The following is a 24,953-nucleotide window of genomic DNA, read 5'->3' as shown; positions in this document are numbered from 1 at the left end:
AAACCTGGTAAGAAACGCTATTGGGTTTCGGTATCGGGGAAGACAGGCTTCGGTACCGATGAAGAGGGGGGGCACCGATGAAGACATCTCTCGGCACCGATGGGGAATCATCGCAGAACAACCCTGTCACCCAGTCGTTTTGCCATGATGCTTTGTACGGTCTTCAACTCATTAAAGCGTTTCATAAGCGAATCACATTTTTCATTATCATGGGCGAGAGCAGGATCTTGCAGGGCATAAAGCATGTGCTTCAATTCCTCCGTTACGATTGCATATTTGAAGTTAATCATTAACATCGGAACCATTTCATAGAGACGCTCTTCATCCGTTACGATCTTTTGGGATTTGGAGTGGTATTTACTAAGCTGATACCGCACATTAATCAAATCCACACTCAATTTACTGATTACCGGATCAGGATGTGCCAGGAAATAACGTTCAGCAATGAAATTGGAATCATGCATGTGTGCAGCAGCTTCCGATAACATTTGGCGGTGCAACGGATTATGAAAAGCTAACTCATCTTCTTTCAAATCATTAATCACATATTCTATAACGGTTACCGGAATCTCGTTTCCTTCTTCATCAGTCAGGTTACACATGATTTTTTCTCCATAACGAACTACTGCCTGTAATATCAGCCGTTCGAATTTGTAGAATTCTTGTCCTTCCTTTCCTTCCTGGGGGATAAAAGATGCATAGTTGTCTTCCTGCAGAGAGGGAGGAACCTCTGTATATCCGTTATCTATTTCAGGAGGCAACGGAATATCTCCGTTGGGCATCGGAGCATTTTCAGACGGTGTCCCTTGAGACATTGTAGCTGTTCTTTCAGCCATCCGGCGTTCCCGTTCCGTCTGTTCAGCTCGTTTCTCTGCTTGAGTTTCCCGTCTTTTGGCAACTTCCGATACCAACAGCTTATCTTCTACATGAAGTAGCTGTGCACATTCTTTGATATAGACATCTCTGACAATCGCTTCCGGGATAACAGAAATACTTTGCACCAAGTTACCAATCAGTTCCGCACGCTTGATGGGATCTTTTCCTGCATCCTCCAGCAGCAAGTTTGTTTTGAAGCGGATAAAGTCCGTTTCATGTTCAGAGATGAAAGCCTGGAATTCCGTTGAGTTATGTTTGCGGGCAAAAGAGTCCGGGTCGTCCCCATCGGGAAGAAGACAGACTTTGATATTCATACCTTCCTCCAATAACATGTCAATTCCCCGGATAGAGGCCTTGATACCCGCTGCGTCACCATCGTAAAGCACAGTCATATTGTTGGTGAACCGGTGAATCATACGGATTTGTCCCGGTGTAAGGGCTGTTCCCGAAGAAGCAACCACATTCTCTATACCGGATTGATGCATGGAGATTACATCCGTGTAACCTTCAACCAAAAAACAACGGTCTTGTTTTACAATAGCCTGTTTGGCAAAATATATACCGTATAATTCGTTACTTTTATGATAGATTTCCGATTCGGGTGAATTGACGTATTTTACTTTAACCCCTTTCGTTGCACTGGCAAGTACACGTCCGCCAAAAGCCACCACTTTACCGGAAAGCGTATGGACAGGGAAAATTACACGTCCCCAAAAACGATCTCGCAATCGGTGGTCGTCCGTTTCGTAGCAAAGTCCGGTTTTTACCAGATACTCTTTTTTATATCCTTTTTGGATTGCCTCTTTGGCGAATGCATCGTGACTTTCAGTACAGTAGCCTAGTTGGAATTTCTCAATAATGTCATCGCGAAAACCACGGTTGCGGAAATAAGCCATACCGATGCTACGCCCGTCTATATGATTTTTTAGTATGTTTTGGAAATAATCGCGCGCAAAGTTATTGACGATAAACAGACTTTCACGTTCGCTTTGCACAAACTTCTCTTCATCGCTTAATTCCCGCTCCTTGATTTCAATATTGTATTTCTTGGCAAGGTACTTCAGCGCTTCCGGATATGACATCTGCTCGTGCTCCATAATGAAATGCACTGCGTTTCCACCTTTTCCACAAGCAAAACATTTGCATAATCCCTTGGCGGGAGAGACATAAAAAGAAGGGGTTTTATCACTATGGAACGGACACAAACCGACGTAATTGACACCACGTTTGCGCAGGGTGACAAAATCTGAAACGACATCCATAATTTGTGCCGCGTCCAATATTCGGTCTATGGTAACTTGATCTATCATTCTTTCTCCTGTGAATCCGTTTTTGCGGATACAAAGGTACACATAAAAAAATCCCCTGCAAACAAAAAAGTATGCAGAGGATCGTAAAATCTTGCCTATATAAGGGATGGTTCTGTAACCGGAGAGGCACACGGAAGATTATTATTTCCCCTGATCCCTCTCTATATAATGGATTATTTAATCTTCTCCCGAATCTTAGTCAGATACTTTTTCATTCCTTCCGCATCTTTGTTCTCGATAATTTCGAGAAGATTCTTCAACTCCGTGCGGATATTGGCTACCTGTCCCGGAGTGCGTGGGTTGAATAGAATTTCCTGAAGCAGGTAGTCGTCTTCGCTTAATAGGCCTTTGGCAATTGCCATGTGCTTTTTGAACGTAGTTCCCGGAGCTTCCTGATGTTTCATTACGGCAGCAAATACAAAAGTCGATACGAACGGAATAGAAAGCGAGTAAGCTACTGTTTCGTCGTGTTCGTCGAACGTATATTCGAAGATGTTCAAACGCAATGTCTGATAGAGATCTTTGAAGAATATTTTTCCCAGATGGTCTCCTTCACTGATGATGATGGCATTTTCGCTGCTTAGATTACTAAGACTAGCAAAAGTAGGGCCAAACATCGGGTGGCTGGAGACATAACGGAAACCGCTTTCTTCATAAAACTTCTTCAGTCCTGTTTTTACAGAGGCAATGTCACTAATGATACAGTCTTTCGGTAACACAGGCAATACTTTATGAAAGGCATCCAGCGTGTACTTCACTGTAACGGCGTTAATAACCAGTTCCGGTTCAAAGTCCTTAATCTCCTCCAATGTGGTGAAACGATACGTGTTATAGACAAAACGCAACTGGTGCGGGTTGACGTCGAACACGGCCGTTTCATGTTGAAAGCTTAATATATCAGTAAAGAAAGAGCCCATTTTGCCGGCTCCAAGGATTAATATTCTCATAATGTTTATTTAAAAATCCTTTCCCTAACCTTCTCCCAAGGAGAACAGACTAAAAGTTACTCTTGTCAATATGAACAGTAAGGTTACTTTCTTTCCTCTCTTTGGAAGAGGGTTAGTGGAGAGGCTGCTTTTTATTTATTAATAATTTCCATCTGTTGACGAACCGATTCTTCGTGGATGGCTTCGAAAATTTTCTTCATAAACTCGCTGTCCATACCACACTGTTCGCCCTGCGCGCCACGTTTTTCCAAGATTTCATTGTAACGTCCGGCTTGAAGAACGGTGATTCCATGCTCTTTTTTGTAAGTACCGATTTCGCGGGCTACGCGCATTCTTTTTGATAGTTCCTGAATGATATTGTCGTCACATTCGTCAATTTGTTTACGGAGTTGTGCCAGACTTTCGGTAGATTGCGTTTCAGTACGGATCACCAGTAGATTGAGGATATAGTCGAGTACGTCCGGAGTAACCTGTTGAGACGCATCACTCCAAGCACAGTCCGGATTGCAGTGGCTTTCTACGATCAGACCATCGAAGTTCAAGTCCATCGCCTGTTGGCAAAGCGGAGCTACTAATTCACGTTTTCCACCGATATGGCTCGGATCACAGAAAATCGGAAGATTAGGGATACGGCGGCGCAGTTCGATAGGAATATGCCATTGGGGAAGATTACGGTAGATCTTCTTGTCATAGCTGCTGAAACCACGATGGATAGCACCCAGGCGTTTCAAACCAGCGTTGTTGATACGTTCCAGTGCTCCGATCCATAATTCGAGATCCGGGTTCACCGGGTTCTTAACCAATACGGGGATATCAACACCTTTCAGCGCATCGGCGATTTCCTGTACGGCGAAGGGATTGGCAGTGGTACGTGCACCTACCCAAAGAATATCGATTCCCGCTTTCAGACATTCGTAAACATGTTTGGCTGTTGCTACTTCCGTAGAAACATACATTCCTGTTTCTTTCTTTACCTCTTTCAACCAGGCAAGACCTTCTACGCCGATACCTTCGAAACCTCCCGGTTTGGTACGCGGTTTCCAGATGCCGGCACGGTATATTTTCTGTCCTTTTGCAGCCAGTTGTTTGGCTGTATCCATTACTTGTTCTTCAGTTTCTGCGCTACAAGGGCCGGCAATGACAATCGGTCTTTTAGCTTCAATGCCCGGTAATAAAATTGATTCGAGTTCCATATTCTTATTTGTTTTTATTCTTTTAATAACTTGTTTTCGTTGAATTTGTTCTGTCTCATTATGCTGCTGTTTTCTTCTTTTTTTTGAAGAGAGAACAACAGAAACCTATATTCTTTTTATTCTTTCCAGTGCTTCCGCCAGTTTATTGTCTTTACAACAAAGAGAGATACGAATATATCTTGCTCCGTTACTGCCGAAAATAAATCCCGGAGTGATAAACACTCTTGCTTCATGCAGCACCTTTTCCGTCAGTTCCTCTACATCCTTGCAGGAAGCGGGAATCTTTCCCCAGAGGAACATTCCTACTTGCTTTTCGTCGTAGGTGCATCCCAATGTTTTCATAATCTCACCGGCGAGGTGACGACGGTTGCGATAGTTTTCGTTATTGCCTTCATACCAGTCTGCTTCTGCTTCAAGAGCAGTTGCTGCAGCCAGTTGCATGGCACGAAACATACCGCTGTCGATATTACTTTTCACTTTCAATATCCATTGTACGAATTCTGCGTTCGATGCCAACATACCGATACGCCAGCCGGGCATATTGTGACTCTTGCTCATAGAGTTGAACTCGATGCAACAGTCTTTGGCTCCCGGCACACTTAGAATACTGATAGGCTTATCGTTCAGGATAAAGCTGTACGGATTGTCGTTCACAATCACGATATTCTTTTGGCGGGCAAAATCAACAAGACGCTCATAGATTTCCGGAGTAGCATTGGCTCCTGTCGGCATATTCGGGTAGTTGGTCCACATCAGTTTTACACGACTAAGATCCATCTTTTCCAGTGCCTCAAAGTCGGGCATCCAGCCGTCTTCTTCTTTCAGGTCATAGTTGATAACTTCCGCGCCAAGTATTTTACTTAAAGAAGTATAGGTGGGGTATCCCGGATTTGGGACTAACACCTGCTCACCCGGATTGACAAATGCCAGCGTAACATGGAGGATTCCTTCTTTCGAACCGATCAATGGTTGTATTTCCGTATTCGGATTCAGTTCCACTCGGTACCAGCGTTGATACCAATTGGCGAAACCTTTGCGCAGTTCGGGGATACCTACATACGGTTGATAACCGTGTCCGTTAGGATCATGAGCATTGTTGCACAATGTTTCGATGGTTTCCCTTGAAGGAGGCATATCGGGGCTTCCGATACCGAGGCTGATGACATCTTTTCCTTCAGCATTCATCTGTGCTACCTCTTTAAGTTTCTTTGAGAAGTAGTATTCGCTAACACTTGCCAATCTGTCGGCAGGAGCGATTTTATACGTTTGACTTTCCTTCTGCATATTCGCCTAATAATTTAAGTTCTTTGGTTAATGGAGTGATTGCGGCAATAGATTGCTTGTATCTTAGATAATCGTTGAAAGCCACATCTACGTAAAATTGGTATTCCCATTCCCGTCCGATGATTGGCAACGATTGGATTTTTGTCAGATTGATATTATAGAACGATAGAATAGACAAAACCTGTGACAGACTACCTTCTGTGTGCGGAAGAGTGAATACCATACTCGCTTTGTTGGTTGCGTTGACATGATGTTGGCGGAGTTCGTCCACTTGCCAGGGATCGGCAACTACCAGAAAACGGGTGAAGTTGTGTTTGTTCGTTTCAATGCCTTCCTGAAGAATTTTCATGCCGTAACGTTCGGCTGCTGCTTTGGAGCAGATAGCGGCATGGCCTTTCAGACTTTCATTCTTGATGATTTCCGCGCTGCGGGCAGTATCTTCACCTTCCACTACTTTCAACTGTGGGTGCTGATTCAGAAATTCGCGACATTGCATCAGGGCGATAGGGTGGGAGTTGACTTCAGTCAGGTCTTCCCAACTCTCATCAGGGAGACAGACGAAGCTGTGCGAGATACGCAGTTTGTATTCACCGATGATTTGTGTGCCGCTTTGTCGCAGCAACTCATTGTTGTGCAGCAAGCTTCCCGCAATTGTATTCTCGATGGCTAGCATTCCGATAACCTGGCTGTCTTTTCGTATCGAAGTAAACACGTCTTCGAAGTTGGCACAACAGATTAACTCTATTTCTTCTCCCTCGAAGTACTTGTGTGCGGCGATATCATGATATGAGCCGAGTGTTCCTTGAATTGCTATCTTTTTCATTGTTTTAATGTATTATATAAAAAAATCCCGCGTCCATATTGGAGCGGGATTCATATGATTGATTTCTCTATTCAGTCCTTAAGCATCACTGTCACTTGATACATACAAACTCCCGCTCTACTTTGTTGCTAAAGTAAAAGTAAAAAAAGAAGTAATATGCATAAGTAAATGATTTCATTCGAATCTTTGTTTTTTGCTTTGGTTTCTAATTCTGGGGCAAAAGTAATAATTTTCTGTTAGATGCAAACAAAAAACGATATTTTTTTTGTTTTTTCATCAAAAACAAATGAAAAGGTCATTCTGTTTTGAGCTTTACATGTCGTCTTTCTCTGGTTTGCGTGTAGCCTTTTCTTTCATTAAGGCTGAAAGCCTTCTATTATATAGCGTAGGGCATCGCCCTACGTAAAAGCATACACCTAACATAAGCCCTGAAAGGGCGGAACTGCTTGGACGTTTACGTCTTTCATAGTATGATTCTATATAAACTCTTCATTATATTCAACCTGATATTCTTTTAGAAACATTTTCAGTTCATCTTGGAAGGTCATTTTTTTGTGATGCTCTTTTTGTCCCAGAATATATCGAGTTACAGTCTCAACTTTTGATTGACTGACTGAGAAAGCTCCATATCCTTCTTGCCAGGAGAAATCATGATATGAGGGTCCTAAACTTTTTATCCATTTTGACGAACTACGTTTTACTTCTTCTACCATTTTGGATAATGCGATGTTTTTGTTGAGAATACATAGGATATGTATATGATTGGTAAATCCGCCTACTATGATAGGTGGGCAGTCTATGTTTTTCAGAATGCCGGAGATGTATTTGGATATTTCTGATAATTTATCCTCGTTTATACTGTCCTTCCTGTATTTAGTGCTGAAAGTCAGATGAATATAGTTCTTTGATAGGGATTGTGGCATATAGTTAGTTCATGTTCCGCCCTTTCAGGGCTTGTATTTGGGTTTTATAAATACGTAGGGCGATGCCCTACGCTATATAATGGAAGGCTTTCAGCCTTATCAATGTTGATGTCAATCCGTCCTGATGGTTTCTACGCTATATAATGGAAGGCTTTCAGCCTTATCAATGTTGATGTCAATCCGTCGTTTCTGATAGTTCCTACACTATATAATGATAGGCTTTCGGTCTTATTTTAAAAGATTCCCGGCAGTGCCTCCGGTTTCGGTCCCAAGTTTTTGAATTCTCCATTCAGACCAGCTTCCTCCTTCGGATTCAGTTCCAAAGATTTCTTCATGTCCTCTACAGAACCATCCTTATCACCATTCAGTAATTTAGCACGTCCGCGTTCTTTGTAGGCCTCTGCAAAGTTCGGATTCAGTTCGATGGCTTCATCAAACAGTCCGATGGCTTCCGTCAGCTTCTTCTGATTGATATAAAGTTGTCCTAAGTAAAGGTAAGCCTGTTCGTTGAACGGGTTTATTTCCGTCACCAGTTTGTAATCCTCTTCCGCTTCTTCGCCCTGACCGTTGGATTCTTTCACTTTTCCACGCAGGAGCATGGCAGTTTCTTCCTCCGGATTTTGAGCAAGTACAGCGTCTATATCCTCCATCATTTCTTTATACTGTTTCAGGTTCAGCAAAGCTTCTGCACGTAGCAGGCGGGCTTCGATGAAATCGTCTTTCAAAGTGATCGCTTTGGTGAGATGGGCAATGGTCATTAGGTCGTCGTTTTGTCCCTTACGGGCTTTTCCTAGCAGATAATGAGCTACGGCATTTCCTTCCTCAATGGCAATTGCTTTATTGGCAGCCTCTTCCATGGCCTGATAATCTTCCTGGATAAAGCATACATTTGCCAGTGTCAGGAAAGTACTCGTGAGATGAGGTTCCATGGCAGCCATTTTTTCCAACAGTTCGCGGGCTTTTGCCGTTTCTCCCATCTGAATGTAGAGTTGGCTAAGATAGCCCATTGTTTCAAACTCTTCCTGAATGGCAAGAGCTTCTGTAAAACATTTTACTGCATAATCCGGACGTCCCATGCGTTGCGCACGTAAACCGTCGTATTTAAAAATCTCGAAATTTTTCTGATCGTTTTTCTGTTTTTCACTTTCCGGAGTTTCCGACTTACCGGAGAAGAAAGATTTAAAAAAGTTCGGCATGACTGTGTTATTTTTGAGTTACCTTGCAAAGGTAGTAACTTATTTTGAAATATGTATCATTCCATCCTGCATCTTCCATTCACCTTCCTCCAATAAATATTGGATGACTTCACTGACTCTCTCTTTCTCCGCTTCTATTTTCTCGGCTATTTCTGCCGGCGTATGCGGTTTTTGGGCAAGTAATTCTGCTATTTTCTTTTTCAGTTCTTCAAGAGACTCCCCGGTCAGCGTATCTGTTGCACGGTGACTAAGGCAAACATCACATTGTCCGCAGTTATGCTCGTTTTTCTCTCCGAAGTAGCGGAGCAGCATCCGGCTTCGGCACACATTCTCCGAAATGACATATTCTTCCATCGCCTTGATGCGAGCTTCATACCGGGCTTTACGCTCTTCGTAGACAGCAGGGGGGATGTGCACAAAACGAAGTTCCTGCCGTTCGCGTGTATATATAATATAAGGAGTCTTTTTGTGCGGAATATAATCTACGATGCGACGTTTGGTAAGCGTGACCAATATGTTATAAATCTGTTCGCGGGTCAGTCCGGTACGTACGGACAGGGTGGCTTCGCTGATATAGGCATAATCGGTGAACACTCCGGTGTAAGAACGGAGAATCATCTGTATCAGAGCTTCCGCTTCCGTTCCCATTTCCCGCAGTTTGTACAGTTCGTCCCGGCGAATCGTAAAAAGAATACGGGAAGCGTTGTCCTGTTCGTCCGTATATTCCAGATAACCTGCTTGAGTCAGTATCTTCAGCGCACTGTCTACCGGAACCGGGAAGTATTTGAACTTCCGGCAAAACTCTTCCAGGTTAAATTCACGTACACATTGGAAACCGTCGCCCATTGCCATCTGATAGTAATATTGCAGATGCTCGTACACATTGAGGATATATTCTTTATCGGGAAAAGTATCCACTACACGCCTGTGTAACGTCGTTCTGTCCGTTTTAGTATATAAGATTACGGCATACGCTTTCTCACCGTCTCTTCCTGCACGTCCGGCTTCCTGAAAGTAGGCTTCGAGAGAATCAGGGAGGTCAAGATGTAATACGATACGCACATCAGGCTTATCGATCCCCATGCCAAAGGCATTGGTAGCTACCATCACGCGAACTTCTCCGCTTTGCCAGCGTTTTTGACGGAGGTCCTTTACGGCATTATCCAGTCCGGCGTGATAAAAGTCGGCGGTGATATCTTCATTTACCAGTAATTCGGTGATTTCTTTGGTCCGTCGTCTGTTGCGGACATAGATAATGGCGCTGCCCGGTACCTTTCGTAAGATATGCAACAGTTCTTGAGTCTTGTTATCTGTTTGCCGTACCATATACGCCAAGTTTTTCCGCTCGAAACTCATGCGGAAAACATTCTCTTCACGGAAATCCAAGCGGGCTTGAATATCTTTCACCACTTCCGGAGTGGCGGTGGCGGTCAGTGCCAGTACCGGAATTCCCGGTAACAGCGCCCGTATCTCGGCAATTTTCAGGTAAGCGGGGCGGAAGTCATATCCCCATTGTGAGATACAGTGACTTTCGTCAACCGTAATCATAGAGACTTTCATTGACCGCAGTTTGGTGCGGAATATGTCCGTGTCCAGACGTTCCGGAGAAATATAAAGGAATTTGTAATCACCGAAGATGCAGTTTTCAAGTGCAGTGAGAATTTCCTGCCGCGTCATGCCGGAATATACGGCAAGGGCTTTGATACCGCGTTTGCGGAGGTTCTGCACCTGGTCTTTCATCAGGGCGATGAGCGGAGTAATGACAATGCAAATTCCTTCCTGGGCGAGAGCAGGCACTTGAAAGGTGATGGACTTACCGCCTCCGGTAGGCATGAGCCCCAGTGTATCTTTGCCTTCGCCGATACTGGTGATGATCTCCTCCTGCAAGTCGCGGAAGGAGTCATATCCCCAATATTGTTTTAATATCTCCTGATACTTATTCAATCGGCTTTATATCCTCGATTTGAAGTTGAACTTCGCCACGCTTATGCGTGTTTTCTTCAATGGTGTAACAGATGTCGAACGAACGTTTCGTTTTGATATAGCGCACGTGCGAACTCTGTCCGAACGCAATACCGTTCATTACATTATTCGATTTATTATCAACCAGTTCGAGCTTGATATGTTCCTGGTCGCGTCCCACCACTTTGCTTGTTCCATAATCATAGACGTGATGAGTGCAGAAAATGGGTTTCGTGTTGTCGGGACCGAAAGGATTAAACTTTTTCAGGTCGTTGAAGAATTTGGAAGAAATATCCCTGAAGTCGATTTCAGCATCAATTTCGATGACGGCACTGGTTTGTTCCGGCAGGATATGCCGTGAAACGTAGTCTTCGAACCGTTTGGTAAAAGCATCCACATTCTCCACTTTCATTGATAGTCCGGCGGCGTATGTATGTCCTCCGAAGTTTTCCAGCAGGTCGCGGCAATGCTCGATTGCTTTATATACGTCGAAGCCGGAAACAGAACGTGCGGAACCTGTCGCCATGTCATCCGTCCGTGTCAGTACCACGGCAGGGCGGTAATACACTTCCGTCAGACGGGAAGCTACGATACCGATCACTCCTTTGTGCCATTCTTCGTTGTAGAGCACAATAGAGCGGCGGTCGGCTAATCCTTCCAGATTGGCAACGATGTTGTTTGCTTCCTCCGTCATACTTTTGTCGAGGTCTTTCCGGGTTTCGTTGTACTGGTTGATTTGTCCGGCTTTCTCAAGTGCCGCCGAGAAGTCTTTTTCCGTCAGCAGGTCTACTGCTTCTTTCCCATTCTGAATACGTCCCGATGCATTGATGCGCGGTCCGATTTTAAACACAATATCGCTGACAGTAATTTCTTTTTCAGAAAGTCCGCATACATCGATGATGGCCTTCATGCCGATACTCGGGTTACTGTTCAGTTGTTTCAGACCGTGGTAGGCGAGAATACGGTTTTCACCCATAATCGGAACGATGTCCGATGCGATACTCACGGCTACGATGTCGAGCAACGGAATCAGGTGATGGAATTCGATACCGTTACTAATGGCGAACGCCTGCATAAACTTGAAACCGACTCCACAACCGGAAAGGTGGGTGTACGGGTACGTGTTGTCCAGGCGTTTGGCATTTAGAATGGCTACGGCAGGCGGGAGAATATCATCCGGCACGTGATGGTCGCAGATGATAAAGTCAATCCCTTTTTCTTTGGCATACGTGATTTCCTCTACTGCTTTTATTCCGCAATCGAGTACAATAATCAGTCCCACACCGGTTTCAGCGGCGTAGTCCACTCCTTTTTTAGAAATACCATACCCTTCGTTGTATCGGTCGGGTATGTAGTAATCAAGGTTCGAATAGAACTGTTGAATAAACTTGTAGACCAATGCCACAGCAGTAGTACCGTCTACGTCATAATCTCCATAAATTAGAATACGTTCTTTCTTTCCCATCGCCCTGTTCAGACGTTCTACTGCAATATCCATATCCTTCATCAGGAACGGATCGTGCAGGTCGGGCAACTGCGGGCGGAAAAACTTCTTGGCATCTGCTGCCTTCGTAATTCCCCGCTGTACCAAAAGTTGTCCAAGAATCGGGCTAATCCCTAATTCCTGGGCCAATGTCTGGCTTGTCTCTGCCTGTTCGGGTGTAATGGGTCGATAATTCCATTTGTGATTCATTTTATATATTGTTTTTTCTTTTTCTGTTCTCAAGGGTTGGAAAGGAACTTCTTCCCAACAAGGGGTAAAAGTACGAAAAAAAGCGGAAGTGAAAGGCAGATATTACGAAAATATTTCAGTGAAGTATGGATGAGGACTTTTTTGCAATAGAAATGTAGTGGCATCCGGACTTTTTTTTCTTTATGGTTTTACTTTTCTATACTGCTTTTTGGCAGCTAACTTCTTTTGGTTATCTTTGCTTCACCAACCAATATAAAAACTAGGAGAGAAATCCACAAAAATGGGAAGACTGGATGATACTATAAACACTGGAATGACATTTGATAATATCTATATGGAGTATTATCAACGCTGCTTCTTATTTGCTAAGTCTTATCTTCATGACGAAATGTTATCCAAAGATATAGCTTCCGAAGCCATGATAACTTTATGGACTACGATGAAAACCGAAGATGTGAAAAATATCCATGCTTTCCTGATGACCGTAGTAAAGAACCAGGCATTGAATCATATGCGAAATGAACATCTGCGAATGGAAGCCCGTGAAAGTATATTGGCTGATGAACTCTACGAACTTGATTTTCGCATCGCTTCTTTGGACTCTTCCGACCCGAACCGACTTTTCTCTGAAGAAATAACCGATATTGTGAACCGTACTTTGAACGGATTACCGGAAAAGACAAGAAAAGCATTTATGATGAGCCGGTATGAGAACAAATCGGTGAAGGAGATTGCCGAAGCGCTGAATGTCACAGTGAAAGGAGCCGATTATCATATCAGTAAAGCGCTGCAACAATTGAGAAAGAACCTGAAAGATTATCTTTATACCTTATTATTTTTCTAATAAAGTTATCCACCGGTGAAGCACTCCTTCGGCACCGAGGAACACACCTTCCGGTACCGGGGAACAAATAAACGGTTAATAACGCACTTTTTTTATTTTTTCCACTAGTGAACTTTGCAAGTGGCGTGTCTTATATATGTAAGCCCACAAAGAGTTTATATATAAACCTAAGAAAAGGTATGGACGCGAAACTATTGAATAAATATATTGCAGGTGACGCACTTCCCGAAGAAAAAAAGGAAGTGATACGCTGGATGAAGGAGAGCGAAGAAAATCGGGAACAGTTGATGCAGTTGCACCGTGTTTACAATGCCACTATATGGAATGGAAACTTACAGGCAGAAAAAACAGAGAACAAGAAACCTGTGATGCGTTACCTTTGGGCGTCTATAAAGATAGCGGCGGTCGTTGCCATGGTTGCTTTTATTATCCATAAGGAATATCAGGAATACCGGATAGAACATTCTGCCGAAATGCAAATTATGACCGTCCCGGCAGGACAAAGGGCTAGTCTGGTCTTGGCTGACGGAACAATTGTTTGGCTGAACTCCAACTCTACCTTGAAATATCCGGCAACCGGATTTCATTCCAAAGAGAGGAAAGTGATTCTGGAAGGAGAGGGATATTTCGAAGTGGCACATAACGAGAAGCATCCTTTCATTGTAGAAACGGAGAAATACGATATCAGAGTATTGGGAACCACCTTCAATGTCTCTGCCTACCCAAACTCCGGTTTATTCGAGACATCTTTGATTGAAGGTAAAGTTACCGTGTATCAGCCCGATACACAACATGAAATGACCTTGAAACCTCATGAAAAGGTAGAAGTTAAAGATGGCAAACTCTATAAGGAGACTTTCTCATCGGACAATGATTTCTTGTGGAGAATGGGTATCTATTCTTTCAAGGATGAACCGCTGGAAACTGTCTTCAGGAAATTGGAGCAATATTATGAAGTGAAGATTATTAATAAGAACGAGGAAATCGCTTCCCGCCCGTGTACCGGTAAGTTCCGTCAGAAAGAAGGAATCGAGCACGTGATGAAGGTATTGCAGAAGTACGTCAAATTCAACTATATACAGGACGATGAGAAAAATCAGATAATTATCTATTAAATCAACCCTAGTATTTAATCTAAAAAAGAAACACCCGGAATGAGAGCAAGAGAACCAGCCCTTTCAAAACAGAAATATCGGTAAATGCTGCAACACTTACCGATATGTGAGAAGTCAATAAAAAAGACTCGACATCTGTTACAAATCTTTATGTATTAACTTAATAACTCTAGGCAAAGATATGAAAAATAATCTTTGGTGTGGGCGTATTGTCCATAGAAAAACACACTGTACTCAAATTTTAAGAATTATGAGGTTAACTGTCTTTTTCCTGTTATTCATTATTCTTGAGACATATGCCCTGAACGGCTATTCGCAAAATCAGAAAGTTTCGATGAATAAAGGAACCGCAACATTGGCTGAAATCATCAGGCAGATTGAAAAGCAAACAGACTATTTGTTTATTTACAATGAACGTGAGGTTAGTCTGAAACGGAAAGTATCTATTTTCACTCAGAATGGGACAGTGGCAAGTCTGCTGCTGGATGCACTGAAGGGTACGGAGTTCTCCTATACAATGGAAGGGAAACACATCATCCTTACGAAAAAACAAGCTGAAGCGCTAAGTCCTGTGCAACACAAGAAAAGAATAACCGGTCTGGTGAAGGAATATTCGGGCGAAGCCATCGTAGGATGCAATGTGTCGGTTAAGGGCACTACCATCGGTACAATCACTGATATAAATGGCAAGTATAGCCTTGAAGTTCCCGATAATGCAACCTTGGTCTTTTCATTCCTCGGATATAAGAGTATGGAATATCCGGTGAAAGCACAGCAGACTATCAATGTGACCTTGGGCGAAGATTCAAAAGCACTTAATGAAGTGGTGGTTGTAGGATACGGCACACAACGTAAGGCGTTGGTGACTAATGCAATCAGTTCTTTTAAGCCCAGCGAATCGAATATGCGTCCGGTGTTGACTCCGAGCGAATTACTACAAGGACGAGTGGCGGGGGTTACGGTATCGACCGGCTCCGGCAATTTGGGAAGTTCCGAACGAATGAGTATCCGCGGTGCGGCTTCTTTGAGTGCCAGTAACGAACCTCTGTACGTGGTGGACGGAATTCCCATCCTTAACAGTAACGCTTCCTTATTCAATATGGGGGAAGATTTGAGCTCGATGGCAGTATTGAATCTGACGGACATCGAATCTATTGAAGTATTGAAAGATGCCGCTTCGGCAGCTATCTACGGTTCGCGGGCAACGAATGGCGTGGTGGTGATTACAACCAAATCCGGTAAGGAAGGCCGTTCGGATATTCGTTTGAATGTCAGTACGGGAATCTCCAAATTCGCCAATAAAGGACGCATTAAATATGCGGATTCTGACTTGTATGTGGAAACTTATAACGACGGAGTCGAACGTTATAACCGTCAGAATGGCTATACCGTAGGTTCTGCAGGGTATGTAGTGCCTATCTCCAACCCATTCCAGGGATTACCCGATACGGATTGGCTGGATTTGATTACTCAAGTGGGACATTCTTACAATGTAGACCTCTCCTTCTCCGGCGGAAGCAAGAAAACAAAATTCTATGTGGGAGCCAACTACAATTATCAGGAAGGTATAATCAAGACCAATGACATAACCAAAATCAATCTGAAAGCCAAGATTAGCCACGAAATGACTTCCTGGTTGGAAGTCGGCGCCAATGTCAGCGGTAATTATCTGAAAAACAACCGTGTTCCGGGAGCCAATATCGGTTCTACCATCGTAGCCCGTGCCGTTGAACAACGTCCTTTCGACCGTCCGTACAAACCGAACGGTGACTATTATTTAGGTGGAACCGACGAGTTGGCACGTCATAATCCACTTCAGATTCTGAATGAAGAAGTATCCTATATTGATACCTACCGTTATTTAGGAACGTTCAATGCAGACTTAAAATACAAGAAGTTCAGTCTGAAAAACTCTGTCAGCACCGACATCGGATATACGTATGACTATGTGTACTACAATGAGAATCATCCTTATGGAGCAGGCGGCGGACGTATTGTGGAGTACAACCGCCTGGTGAAGAACTTATTGATAGAGAATGTATTCAACTATAATGATAAGTTCGGTGATTTTGAAGCGGGTTTGATGCTAGGACATTCTTTCCAGAAGATGTCCACCCGTACATCTTCTATCGACGGACGCGGTTTTCCGTCTCCGGTATTCGATACGGTCGGCACGGCTTCCGAAATTTATAATGCTTCGGGCGGCATCTCCGAGTTTGCCATGGAGTCCTACTTCGGACGTATCAACCTGTCTTATTTAGACCGTTACATTCTGAATGTGACTATGCGTTCGGACGGTTCATCCCGTTTTGCCCCTTCCGACCGCTACGGATATTTCCCCTCTGTCTCTTTAGGTTGGAATGTTTCGAAAGAATCTTTCTGGAAATTCCCTCAGACAGACTTGAAGTTCCGCCTGAGTTATGGTAAGACCGGAAATCAGGATGGAATCGGCAATTATGCCTGGCAACCGTTAATGTCCGGCGGCATTAACTACGGCAATAATAGCGGTATGGCTGTCACCAGCATGGGAAACAACAAACTGACATGGGAAACTGCCGACCAGTATGACTTCGGCTTCGACCTGGGCTTTTGGAACGGCAAACTGAATATGATAGCCGATATTTATCTGAAGAATACGAACAACCTGCTTTATTCAATGCCCTTGCATGGAACAAGTGGTTTCACCAGTATCACCAGCAACATCGGTTCCATGCGGAACTACGGTGTGGAATTCTCCATCAACGGCCATTTGAATATAGGGAAAGTCAACTGGACTTCCTCTTTCAACATCTCCCACAACAAAAACAAATTGACTAAACTGCTGGGAGACGACTTGCTTCCGATAGGTTCTAACCGCGCCTTGAAAGTAGGTGAGGAACTGGGAGCTTTCTACCTGTTCCAGATGGACGGGCTCTACCAATATGACGGTGAAGTGCCGCAACCATTGTACGACCTGGGTGTACGTGCCGGTGACGTGAAATATCATGACGCGGATAATAATGGCATTATCAATGATAACGACCGTGTACTGACCGGTTCTTCCAATCCCGATTTCTTCGGTGGATGGAACAATACTTTCAAATACAAAGGTTTCCAACTGGATGTGTTCTTTACGTATATGTACGGAAATGATGTGTATGCCGAATGGGCGGTGACCGCTACCCGTCCCGGATACCGCATGGCCATTACGGAAGATGTCGCCAAGAATCGTTGGACGGCTCCGGGAAGTTCTGATAAATATCCGCGTGCGGTCAATACGCTGTGTGGGCATAACAGCAAGAACTCCACCCGTTTCCTTGAAGACGGCTCTTTCATTCGCTTGCGTTCTCTTACATTCAGTTATACATTCCCGCAAGTAATGTTACAAAAGATTTGTTTGAAAGGTCTGCGTCTCTATGTGCAAGGGGACAACCTGTTGCTGTTCTCCAAATACTCCGGCTGGGACCCTGAAGTGAGTAAGAACATGGACCCGCAGTACTTTGGCGTCGATTTGTATGGAGTGCCGCCTTCCCGTTCGGTCAATTTCGGAATAAACCTTAGTTTCTAATCATAAACGCTCACAATGATGAAAAAGATTATTACTATATTTCTGGGATGCCTGTTGCTGGCTTCATGCAGTGGCATGCTTGATATCGAATCCCACTCCGCCGTATCGCCGGGAAGTGTGACGCCCAAAGACTTATCGGCTTTACGCATGGGAATGTACAATAAGGTACAGAACTCTCCGGCGCGTGAGTCATATATTACATTCGATATATTGGGCGGAGACTTGACTCAAAGTACAGGGAATGCAAGGGACTTGATAAACTCTGTACTTTCCTCACTGAATTCGATCGTAGCCAACAGTTGGAACGGCTATTACAATGCTTTATATCAAGTAAATAATGTTATCTCCATTGTAGAAGACCTTCCCGAATCCGACCTGCGGAATCTGATTATCGGAGAAGCGCATTATTTCAGGGCATATATCTATCATTCACTGGTGACACGCTGGGGTGGTGTGCCTATCCAAAGAGTGAATACGATGGACAAGCCTTTCCGTGATTCGGAAGAAGCAGTGTGGGCATTTATTGAGGAAGAACTCGAAACAGCCCTTGCTTTCTTGGGGACTTCTTCCAGTTGTTACTATGTATCCCGCGATGCCGCCCTTGCACTGAAAGCCCGTGTGATGCTCGAACGTGGCAAAAAGACGGAAGCGGCTGCACTGGCGGAAGGTCTGATAAAGGATGGAAAATACAAACTGGATAGCTTCGACAAGATATTCCGTGGAAAGACCAACACGGAAGTTATCTTTTCCTTCCAATGTCTGGCGGAAGAATCGAATATCACCATTTCCACCTTATTCTATACATATGCTCATCCCAATCACGGCAGCTATGTGTATCGTCCCACGAACGACGTGATGAATATGTATGACGACAAGGATAAACGGAAAGAAGTTTCCATTATCAATGTAGGTGCCGAACCTTGTATCAATAAATATCCGAGCGGACAAACCGGTACCGACCCGGTAGTGATGAGCCGTCTGGCTGAAATGTACCTGATAAGTGCGGAAGCGCAAGGACTCTCCAAAGGTCTGGGACGGCTGAACGACTTGCGGAAAGAACGCGGGCTGGATGCCGTAAATCCGAAGGATGAAGACGAATTTATAGAATATATCCTGGACGAACGCCGGAAGGAACTGCTCGCCGAAGGTTTCAGATATTATGACCTCATACGTACGAATAAGGCAAAGACAATGCTTGGACTGAAAGATTACCAGTTGGTATTGCCTATACCGGGCAAGGAAATGATTTCGAATCCGAACCTGGAGCCGAATCCCGGATATTGATAATGATTGTATTTATACTTATTAAAGAGACAAAATGATGAAAAAACTGATATATGATTCCGCTCTTCTTCTTTTAGGGTGTCTGCTATGGACGGGATGCAATAATGATGAAGACCTGACCGTCTATTCCACCGAGGGCGCGAAAACGGAGTTGGGACAGAAGATAATTGTCGGAAGTGACGGATACGTCGGACAATATTTCTCGGACACTACTTACACGTTGGCTCCGGGTGTAAAGGCTTTGGAGATGGAAATCCTTTCTGCCACAGGTATGGCGGTAAAGATGTTTGTCCTGGAAGTCGATTTGAAAGACACGCATCTGACGATGAAGGCTTCGTCTCCCAAAGACGAAGGCAAGCTCAAGACGAAACAACAAATGACGTTGCAGGCATTGGCACACGACAAACAGGGCAGCCGTGTTCTGGCTGCCGTGAATGGTGATTTCTTTGCTACGGACGGAACACCGCAAGGCATTTACTACCGGAACGGGGTATGCTTGAAGAATACGATGACCGATAATGTATGTACTTTCTTTGCCGTCACGAAGGGTAAGAAGGCGGTGATTGGCTCGTATGACGAATATGATACTTATAAGGATGAGATTCAGGAAGCGGTGGGCGGTCGCGTGCGTTTGATGACGAACGGGAATGTGCTTCCTCAGACATCGACAGCACTGGAACCCCGGACGGCTATCGGCGTGACGGACAATAATGTCGTTTATATTTTGGTTGCCGACGGACGTAACTTTTGGTACTCCAATGGCATGAGGTATGCTGAAATGGGAGCTGTCATGAAAGCGTTGGGAGCGAAGGATGCTATCAATCTGGATGGCGGTGGTTCGTCTACGTTCATTATCCGCTCGAAGGCGGGATTTGAAGAGAACCGTTTTGCTATCCGCAATTGGCCTTATGATAATGGCGGTGTCGAAAGAGCAGTTGCCAACGGACTGTTGGTGGTGACCGATAATTAATAGTTTGAATCTTAATAGTTGAATCATTATGATACGAAATAATAGAATGTATAGTTGCTGGCAAGGTCTATGGGGAATCATCTGTTGTCTGTCCTTGCTGCTGGGTATGGCAAGCTGTCAGGACTTTACGGATGATACGGGACGCACAATGCCCGAACCGGATTTGAAGTTTGCGGACGGAACGCTGAATCTTCCGTTGGAAGAAAAGGAATATACGGTGGATATCGAATCCAATCTGCCTTGGCGTGTGAAGACTTCCGCCACTTGGATTGACTTGCTTTCATCGAACGGGATGGGTACGGGAAGTTTCAGAATATCGGTATCCAAGAATGCGAATGTAGCTCCCCGCGAAGCGGAAATTGCAGGCTGGATTATCGAAGGTGCCGAAACAAAGCTGAAAGTGGTACAGGAAGGAGTGGGCATCGCTTTAAAAAAACGTGCGGTGAAAGTAGGTGCGGAAGGCAGTGCGGAAGAGGTGATACCTTTTTCGACAATGGTTACTTACACATACGAACTATCCGAAGGATGCGACTGGATACACGTTACCGACGGGGCGGCAATTACTCCGGGCGTCATCAATGAATCGGAACTGAAATTGGCGATTGACCCTTATACGGATATAGACGAGGGACGTACCGCCTCATTGTACCTGAAAGGTTCGAATGGGATTACCGACGTACTGACAATAACGCAGGATAAGAAACCTTTGGGAGACATCGATTACCTGAGAATGTTCTACGAAAGTGCGAACGGAGATAACTGGACGAAGAAATGGAACTTTGACGCTCCACTGGAAACTAACCCGACAAACTGGTTCGGATTGAAGTTTGAGAATAAGAGGGTGGTTGAGATTGATATTCAGTCCCCGAATAATATCGAAGGAGATATTATCCCCTTATGCAACTTGTCGGAACTGAGAAGCATAAAGTTCAAACATCAGAAGTTAGCAGGTATTCCCGAGGAAATAGGACAACTGTCCCAATTGACCACTTTATGGATAATAGAATCTGCTGCAAGCGGAAACTTGCCGGAATCTTTGGGAGAATGTGAATTATTGACTAGCTTTAACATCTCAAATCATCCAACTTCCACTCCGGCCGGATTTAACAACACGTTTACTGGTAATCTGGATATGTTGATAAATATCCCCGGTATGGTGACAATAAAGGCATATTGTAATAATTTGAGCGGGCCGCTTCCGGTTATTCCGTTAGACGGAAACAATAAACCGACCACTTGGAAGAGCCTGAAAGAGTTTATGATTTATACCAACGGATTCAGTGGAAGTATCCCTTACGGATATGGAACGGTAATCGAGAAGAGTGGTTCGAGTGGTATATTCAGAGTGAATGATAATCAGTTGAGTGGACAGATACCTGCGGATATCAAGGCATGGTCGCAATATGCAACCCGGAAAGCTGCGTGGATATTGCAAGGGAATAGTCTTACTGAATAAGATAACTTAATTAATTTATTAACTTAACACATTTATCTGTCTGTTTACAATGAGAAAATACTTCGTTATCCTTGTCTTAGCTCTCTGTTCCGTCGGAACATTGAAAGGGCAGACCGCATCAGATTCTTTGGCAATCGTTTCTGCACAATGGGAGATAATACATGCTCAAAAGGGAATTATCCACAAGAGTGCGTCTATACCTCAGCTTTATCAGTGCCCCCAAGTTATCAACCTGATAGAGATTGACCCCGGCAAAGGGATGAAAGCGGGTATTGCCATATCGGACGGTATGAAAAAGACAAGCCGGATAGCTTCCGAACATCATGCGCTTGCGGCAATCAATGGTTCTTATTTTGATATGAAGCATGGGAATTCTGTCTGTTTCCTGAAAACAGACAGGCAAGTGATTGATACGACAACGATAAACGAGTTTAAACTACGTGTCACGGGAGCCGTTTACGAACGGAAAGGAAAGATGAAGCTGATTCCCTGGAACAGACAGATAGAAAAAAAATATAAGCGAAAGGTGGGTACAATATTGGCATCCGGACCGTTATTATTAAAAGACGGTCGGGTATGCGACTGGAGCTTGTGTGGAAAGGACTTTGTCCAGAATAAGCATCCCCGTAGTGCTGTTTGCATGACGAAGGATGGAAAAATACTGCTTGTCACGGTGAACGGACGTTTTCCGGGGCGTGCCGAAGGGGTGAATATCCCCGAACTGGCACACTTGCTTCGGATATTAGGCGGTAAGGATGCGTTGAACCTGGACGGTGGCGGTTCCACAACATTATGGCTGTCGGGGGCACCGGAGAATGGTGTCGTCAATTATCCTTGTGATAATAAACGTTTCGACCATGCCGGAGAACGCGGAGTGCCCAACATCATTTATGTTTATGAATAACCTTATTGTTTATCAGCTATCGCACGACTTGAAGTTGCGAATAAAATGGAAAATGAAATGAAGAAACTTTTAAGATGCTCCCTGTTGGGGCTATTATTATTGTGCAGTGTCGTTGTAAACGGAGCGCAAGTCCCCAAATATATCTTCTTGTTTATCGGTGACGGCATGGGATTCAACCATGTGGAAGCAACCCAAATTTATGCGGAGAAAGTAGGAACAGATACGGGCGAATGTTCACTGTTATTCCCCACTTTCCCTGTGATGACTCAAGTATGCACGCGCTCGGCTTCTCACTTGATTACGTGTTCATCCGCCGCAGCTACCGCTTTGGCTACCGGAGAAAAAACGACGAACTATGTAATCGGAATGGATGCGGAAAAGAATCACGGGTTAAAATCCCTGGCACGCCAACTGAAAGATAAAGGTTATAAAATAGGAATAATCACTTCTGCTTCTATCGACCACGCTACCCCCGGTGGATTTTATGCTTCACAACCCGACCGTTCTATGTATTACGAAATAGGAGTGGATGCCGCCAATTCCGGTTTCGATTTCTTCGGTGGGGCGGGATTGCTCGAACCTCGCAGCAAGCGTAACCTTTCGGCGCCTTGCCTTTATGACCTGTTCAATCAGAAAGGCTATACGATGTTTCGTGGAATGGACGCTTATAACCGTGCTGCTGCAAAGGATAAAATTCTCCTCTTCCCAACCGATACAGTGAGCAAAAGCCTGAAATATGCGATGGACCGTTCCGCCAAAGACTTGAGTTTGCCTGACTTGACAAAAGCCTGCCTTGCTAATTTTCAGGAAACCGCGAAGAAGGGTTTCTTTATGATGGTAGAAGGCGGAAAAATAGATTGGGCGGCCCATGCCCACGACGGTGGCGCTGTTGTGAAAGAAACCATTGACTTCGACCAATGTATCCGCTTGGCTTATGATTTCTACAAAAAGCATCCGAACGAGACATTGATATTAGTGACTGCCGACCACGAAACGGGCGGTCTTGGACTGGGCAACTCCGATATGAACCTGAATATCGACTTGCTTCAATATCAGAAGTGTTCACAAGAAGCCTTGACTGCTGCTATGCGTGAAATGAAAAGCGGAAAGATGATTCCTTCGTGGGAAGACATGAAAGCGTTTCTGAAAAAGAACCTGGGCTTTTGGGAACAAATTAAGATTACTCCGCGTGAAGAACTTGAATTATTGGTTTGCTACGAAGAGTCTTTCTTGAAGAAGAAGTCGAAAGATGTGGTCAGCCTTTACGCGAAAGATGAACCTTTAGCGGTGGCTGCTATTGCCTTGTTGGATAAGAAGGCGTCATTGGGATGGACAACTAAAACGCATACGGGAGCACCCGTGCCATTGTATGCGATAGGCAAGCAGGCTGTTCTTTATTCGGGCAGGAGAGACAATACGGATATGGCTAATGTTTTGCGGAAATTATTCCTTATCAAATAGGGAGAGGTTTATCAATCAAGAATGTGAGTCAGTATTTGAGTTAGAGGAATCCCGTATGAAAATGAACTAAGCCAATACTGAACATAAATATATGGCTGGATACTACATAATGTCGGCTCTATATGGCGATTTTGACGTTGATTTATTAATCGACAACTGGAGTCGGCCACTTAGCTGACTGAAGTCGGCTGCTTAGTCAACTGGAGTCGGCTATATAGCCGACTTTAGTCGACTGATACGATGTCGGCTGTTTCAATCCGGTATCCGGTCATATTCTTCTTACGTTCTTCCACATAAGAAAACACCTGAGTTTTTGTTTGAACTAGAGCTTCTTTTCTTAAAAGTGTGAACAGTGTGAAGGATGTGAGGAGTTTAAAATGGGGTTGTGAAATCACAGCAAACATCTGTTATTCTACAGTTTATGAGACTGTGAAAAGCGTGAAAGATAAAAGATGAACTTTTATTATAAAGGGTATCTAAATTTATACTTTTGTCAGCTATCATTTTCTGTACTAGATATTTTATGCCTTATTAATTAAGGTACAAAAATAGGCAATTTCTGTTATATAGCGGACATGAATCAGAATAAAACTTTTTCCGGAGAATTGGTTTTGCTTGTTTTGTTTCTCATTCGTGAGGGGGCTTTTTCAAAAAAAAACTATCTATGCTTTTTGCAAGTCCCGTTCTTCATATTTGCAGATCGCCTCTATCCATTCTTCTGTCAGTGGCATGGATTCATGTCTTTCAAGATCGAAAGTAACCATAACAGACTTGCAGATACATTTTACTTCATTCGTTTCTGTGTCGATAACCCGCTGGATCAGGTGAAAGCTTTTGGTGCCTATCTTAGAAACAGCAGTCTGTACGGCGATATGATCGGATGCGAATATCTGTTTGACGAAATCCGCTTCGATGTGGACAACGACAATCCCGATCTTTTCCCAATCTACTCCGGGGCATACTGAAGCGAAGTATTCAGTCTTTCCTAAGTCGTAAAAGGAGAAGTAAACTGTGTTGTTGACGTGACCAAATTTGTCTACATCATTGAATCGCAATTGGATAGGTAATGTGTGATGAAATACGATTTCTTCCATTGTTTTCTCTTAAACGTTTTAAATTCGACACAAAAATGGCACTTTTGCTTTCTTGCTTGAAATTGAGGCAA

Annotated in this window: 18 protein-coding genes; 8 read left to right on the top strand and 10 right to left on the bottom strand. The window is 44.0% G+C overall.

The window, feature by feature from the left end:
• Positions 1-107 precede the first annotated feature (107 nt).
• From dnaG to recJ, 9 genes are all read right to left on the bottom strand, one after another.
• Positions 108-2,186, bottom strand: a complete 2,079-nt coding sequence (gene dnaG, locus DW862_RS02420) for a DNA primase (RefSeq protein WP_022199406.1) — start codon at positions 2,184-2,186, stop codon at positions 108-110.
• A 173-nt stretch (positions 2,187-2,359) separates the two neighbouring features.
• A complete protein-coding gene (locus DW862_RS02415; protein ID WP_004307851.1) occupies positions 2,360-3,133 on the bottom strand; it encodes a prephenate dehydrogenase/arogenate dehydrogenase family protein in 774 nt (257 codons plus the stop codon).
• Positions 3,134-3,264: 131 nt separating this feature from the next.
• Entirely contained in the window at positions 3,265-4,326 is a 1,062-nt protein-coding gene (locus tag DW862_RS02410; protein ID WP_004307852.1) for a bifunctional 3-deoxy-7-phosphoheptulonate synthase/chorismate mutase type II, read from the bottom strand.
• Between the two features lie 105 nt (positions 4,327-4,431).
• On the bottom strand, positions 4,432-5,610 hold the full coding sequence (locus DW862_RS02405; protein ID WP_118218695.1) for a pyridoxal phosphate-dependent aminotransferase: 1,179 nt from the start codon (positions 5,608-5,610) through the stop codon (positions 4,432-4,434).
• Complete coding sequence (locus tag DW862_RS02400) at positions 5,585-6,433, bottom strand: prephenate dehydratase (RefSeq protein ID WP_004307854.1); 849 nt, start codon at positions 6,431-6,433, stop codon at positions 5,585-5,587. Before DW862_RS02400 ends, DW862_RS02405 begins: the two co-directional genes overlap by 26 nt.
• Before the next feature lie 476 nt (positions 6,434-6,909).
• Positions 6,910-7,356: a transposase gene (locus DW862_RS02395; RefSeq protein ID WP_004307855.1), complete on the bottom strand. Its 447-nt coding sequence runs from the start codon at positions 7,354-7,356 to the stop codon at positions 6,910-6,912.
• A gap of 233 nt (positions 7,357-7,589) precedes the next feature.
• A complete protein-coding gene (locus DW862_RS02390) occupies positions 7,590-8,552 on the bottom strand; it encodes a tetratricopeptide repeat protein (RefSeq protein WP_044133046.1) in 963 nt (320 codons plus the stop codon).
• Between the two features lie 39 nt (positions 8,553-8,591).
• Positions 8,592-10,496 carry an ATP-dependent DNA helicase RecQ gene (locus DW862_RS02385; RefSeq protein WP_004311061.1) on the bottom strand — a complete coding sequence of 635 codons (1,905 nt, stop codon included), beginning with the start codon at positions 10,494-10,496 and terminating at the stop codon, positions 8,592-8,594.
• Complete coding sequence (recJ, locus tag DW862_RS02380; RefSeq protein ID WP_008016000.1) at positions 10,489-12,207, bottom strand: single-stranded-DNA-specific exonuclease RecJ; 1,719 nt, start codon at positions 12,205-12,207, stop codon at positions 10,489-10,491. Before recJ ends, DW862_RS02385 begins: the two co-directional genes overlap by 8 nt.
• Positions 12,208-12,520: 313 nt before the next feature.
• Between recJ and DW862_RS02375 the strand changes: the two genes are divergently transcribed.
• The 8 genes from DW862_RS02375 to DW862_RS02340 all read left to right on the top strand — a co-directional run bounded on the left by DW862_RS02375 (position 12,521) and on the right by DW862_RS02340 (position 23,788).
• Positions 12,521-13,051, top strand: a complete 531-nt coding sequence (locus tag DW862_RS02375) for an RNA polymerase sigma-70 factor (protein WP_008016003.1) — start codon at positions 12,521-12,523, stop codon at positions 13,049-13,051.
• Between the two features lie 179 nt (positions 13,052-13,230).
• Positions 13,231-14,166, top strand: a complete 936-nt coding sequence (locus DW862_RS02370) for a FecR family protein (protein ID WP_004314615.1) — start codon at positions 13,231-13,233, stop codon at positions 14,164-14,166.
• Positions 14,167-14,500: 334 nt separating this feature from the next.
• A complete protein-coding gene (locus DW862_RS02365) occupies positions 14,501-17,713 on the top strand; it encodes a TonB-dependent receptor (RefSeq protein WP_004314614.1) in 3,213 nt (1,070 codons plus the stop codon).
• Positions 17,714-17,728: 15 nt separating this feature from the next.
• Positions 17,729-18,997: a RagB/SusD family nutrient uptake outer membrane protein gene (locus tag DW862_RS02360; protein WP_004314613.1), complete on the top strand. Its 1,269-nt coding sequence runs from the start codon at positions 17,729-17,731 to the stop codon at positions 18,995-18,997.
• 37 nt (positions 18,998-19,034) lie between these two features.
• The gene (locus DW862_RS02355; RefSeq protein ID WP_229097046.1) at positions 19,035-19,967 is read left to right on the top strand and encodes a phosphodiester glycosidase family protein; all 933 of its coding nucleotides are present in this window, start codon (positions 19,035-19,037) and stop codon (positions 19,965-19,967) included.
• 28 nt (positions 19,968-19,995) lie between these two features.
• Complete coding sequence (locus tag DW862_RS02350) at positions 19,996-21,423, top strand: BACON domain-containing protein (RefSeq protein WP_004314610.1); 1,428 nt, start codon at positions 19,996-19,998, stop codon at positions 21,421-21,423.
• Between the two features lie 49 nt (positions 21,424-21,472).
• Positions 21,473-22,327, top strand: coding sequence for a phosphodiester glycosidase family protein (locus DW862_RS02345; RefSeq protein WP_004314609.1), 855 nt, complete (start codon positions 21,473-21,475; stop codon positions 22,325-22,327).
• A gap of 57 nt (positions 22,328-22,384) precedes the next feature.
• Positions 22,385-23,788 (top strand): alkaline phosphatase, encoded by a 1,404-nt coding sequence (locus DW862_RS02340; protein ID WP_009038999.1) that lies wholly within the window; start codon positions 22,385-22,387, stop codon positions 23,786-23,788.
• Between the two features lie 662 nt (positions 23,789-24,450).
• Here the strand turns inward: DW862_RS02340 and DW862_RS02330 are convergent.
• Positions 24,451-24,882, bottom strand: coding sequence for a thioesterase family protein (locus DW862_RS02330; protein ID WP_004313074.1), 432 nt, complete (start codon positions 24,880-24,882; stop codon positions 24,451-24,453).
• Positions 24,883-24,953 lie beyond the last annotated feature (71 nt).

The organism is Bacteroides sp. AM37-9 (genome assembly GCF_003603455.1).
Taxonomy (GTDB): domain Bacteria; phylum Bacteroidota; class Bacteroidia; order Bacteroidales; family Bacteroidaceae; genus Bacteroides; species Bacteroides xylanisolvens.
The sequence above is the reverse complement of the archived record's forward strand: the minus strand, read 5'-3'. Positions and strand labels throughout refer to the sequence as shown.

What these genes read in the sequence shown, in the direction of transcription:
- dnaG (WP_022199406.1), bottom strand. Translation starts at nt 2,186, where the DNA reads ATGATAGATCAAGTTACCATAGACCGAATATTGGACGCGGCACAAATT.
- DW862_RS02415 (WP_004307851.1), bottom strand. Translation starts at nt 3,133, where the DNA reads ATGAGAATATTAATCCTTGGAGCCGGCAAAATGGGCTCTTTCTTTACT.
- DW862_RS02410 (WP_004307852.1), bottom strand. Translation starts at nt 4,326, where the DNA reads ATGGAACTCGAATCAATTTTATTACCGGGCATTGAAGCTAAAAGACCG.
- DW862_RS02405 (WP_118218695.1), bottom strand. Translation starts at nt 5,610, where the DNA reads ATGCAGAAGGAAAGTCAAACGTATAAAATCGCTCCTGCCGACAGATTG.
- DW862_RS02400 (WP_004307854.1), bottom strand. Translation starts at nt 6,433, where the DNA reads ATGAAAAAGATAGCAATTCAAGGAACACTCGGCTCATATCATGATATC.
- DW862_RS02395 (WP_004307855.1), bottom strand. Translation starts at nt 7,356, where the DNA reads ATGCCACAATCCCTATCAAAGAACTATATTCATCTGACTTTCAGCACT.
- DW862_RS02390 (WP_044133046.1), bottom strand. Translation starts at nt 8,552, where the DNA reads ATGCCGAACTTTTTTAAATCTTTCTTCTCCGGTAAGTCGGAAACTCCG.
- recJ (WP_008016000.1), bottom strand. Translation starts at nt 12,207, where the DNA reads ATGAATCACAAATGGAATTATCGACCCATTACACCCGAACAGGCAGAG.
- DW862_RS02375 (WP_008016003.1), top strand. Translation starts at nt 12,521, where the DNA reads ATGACATTTGATAATATCTATATGGAGTATTATCAACGCTGCTTCTTA.
- DW862_RS02370 (WP_004314615.1), top strand. Translation starts at nt 13,231, where the DNA reads ATGGACGCGAAACTATTGAATAAATATATTGCAGGTGACGCACTTCCC.
- DW862_RS02365 (WP_004314614.1), top strand. Translation starts at nt 14,501, where the DNA reads ATGAATAAAGGAACCGCAACATTGGCTGAAATCATCAGGCAGATTGAA.
- DW862_RS02360 (WP_004314613.1), top strand. Translation starts at nt 17,729, where the DNA reads ATGATGAAAAAGATTATTACTATATTTCTGGGATGCCTGTTGCTGGCT.
- DW862_RS02355 (WP_229097046.1), top strand. Translation starts at nt 19,035, where the DNA reads ATGAAAAAACTGATATATGATTCCGCTCTTCTTCTTTTAGGGTGTCTG.
- DW862_RS02350 (WP_004314610.1), top strand. Translation starts at nt 19,996, where the DNA reads ATGATACGAAATAATAGAATGTATAGTTGCTGGCAAGGTCTATGGGGA.
- DW862_RS02345 (WP_004314609.1), top strand. Translation starts at nt 21,473, where the DNA reads ATGAGAAAATACTTCGTTATCCTTGTCTTAGCTCTCTGTTCCGTCGGA.
- DW862_RS02340 (WP_009038999.1), top strand. Translation starts at nt 22,385, where the DNA reads ATGAAGAAACTTTTAAGATGCTCCCTGTTGGGGCTATTATTATTGTGC.
- DW862_RS02330 (WP_004313074.1), bottom strand. Translation starts at nt 24,882, where the DNA reads ATGGAAGAAATCGTATTTCATCACACATTACCTATCCAATTGCGATTC.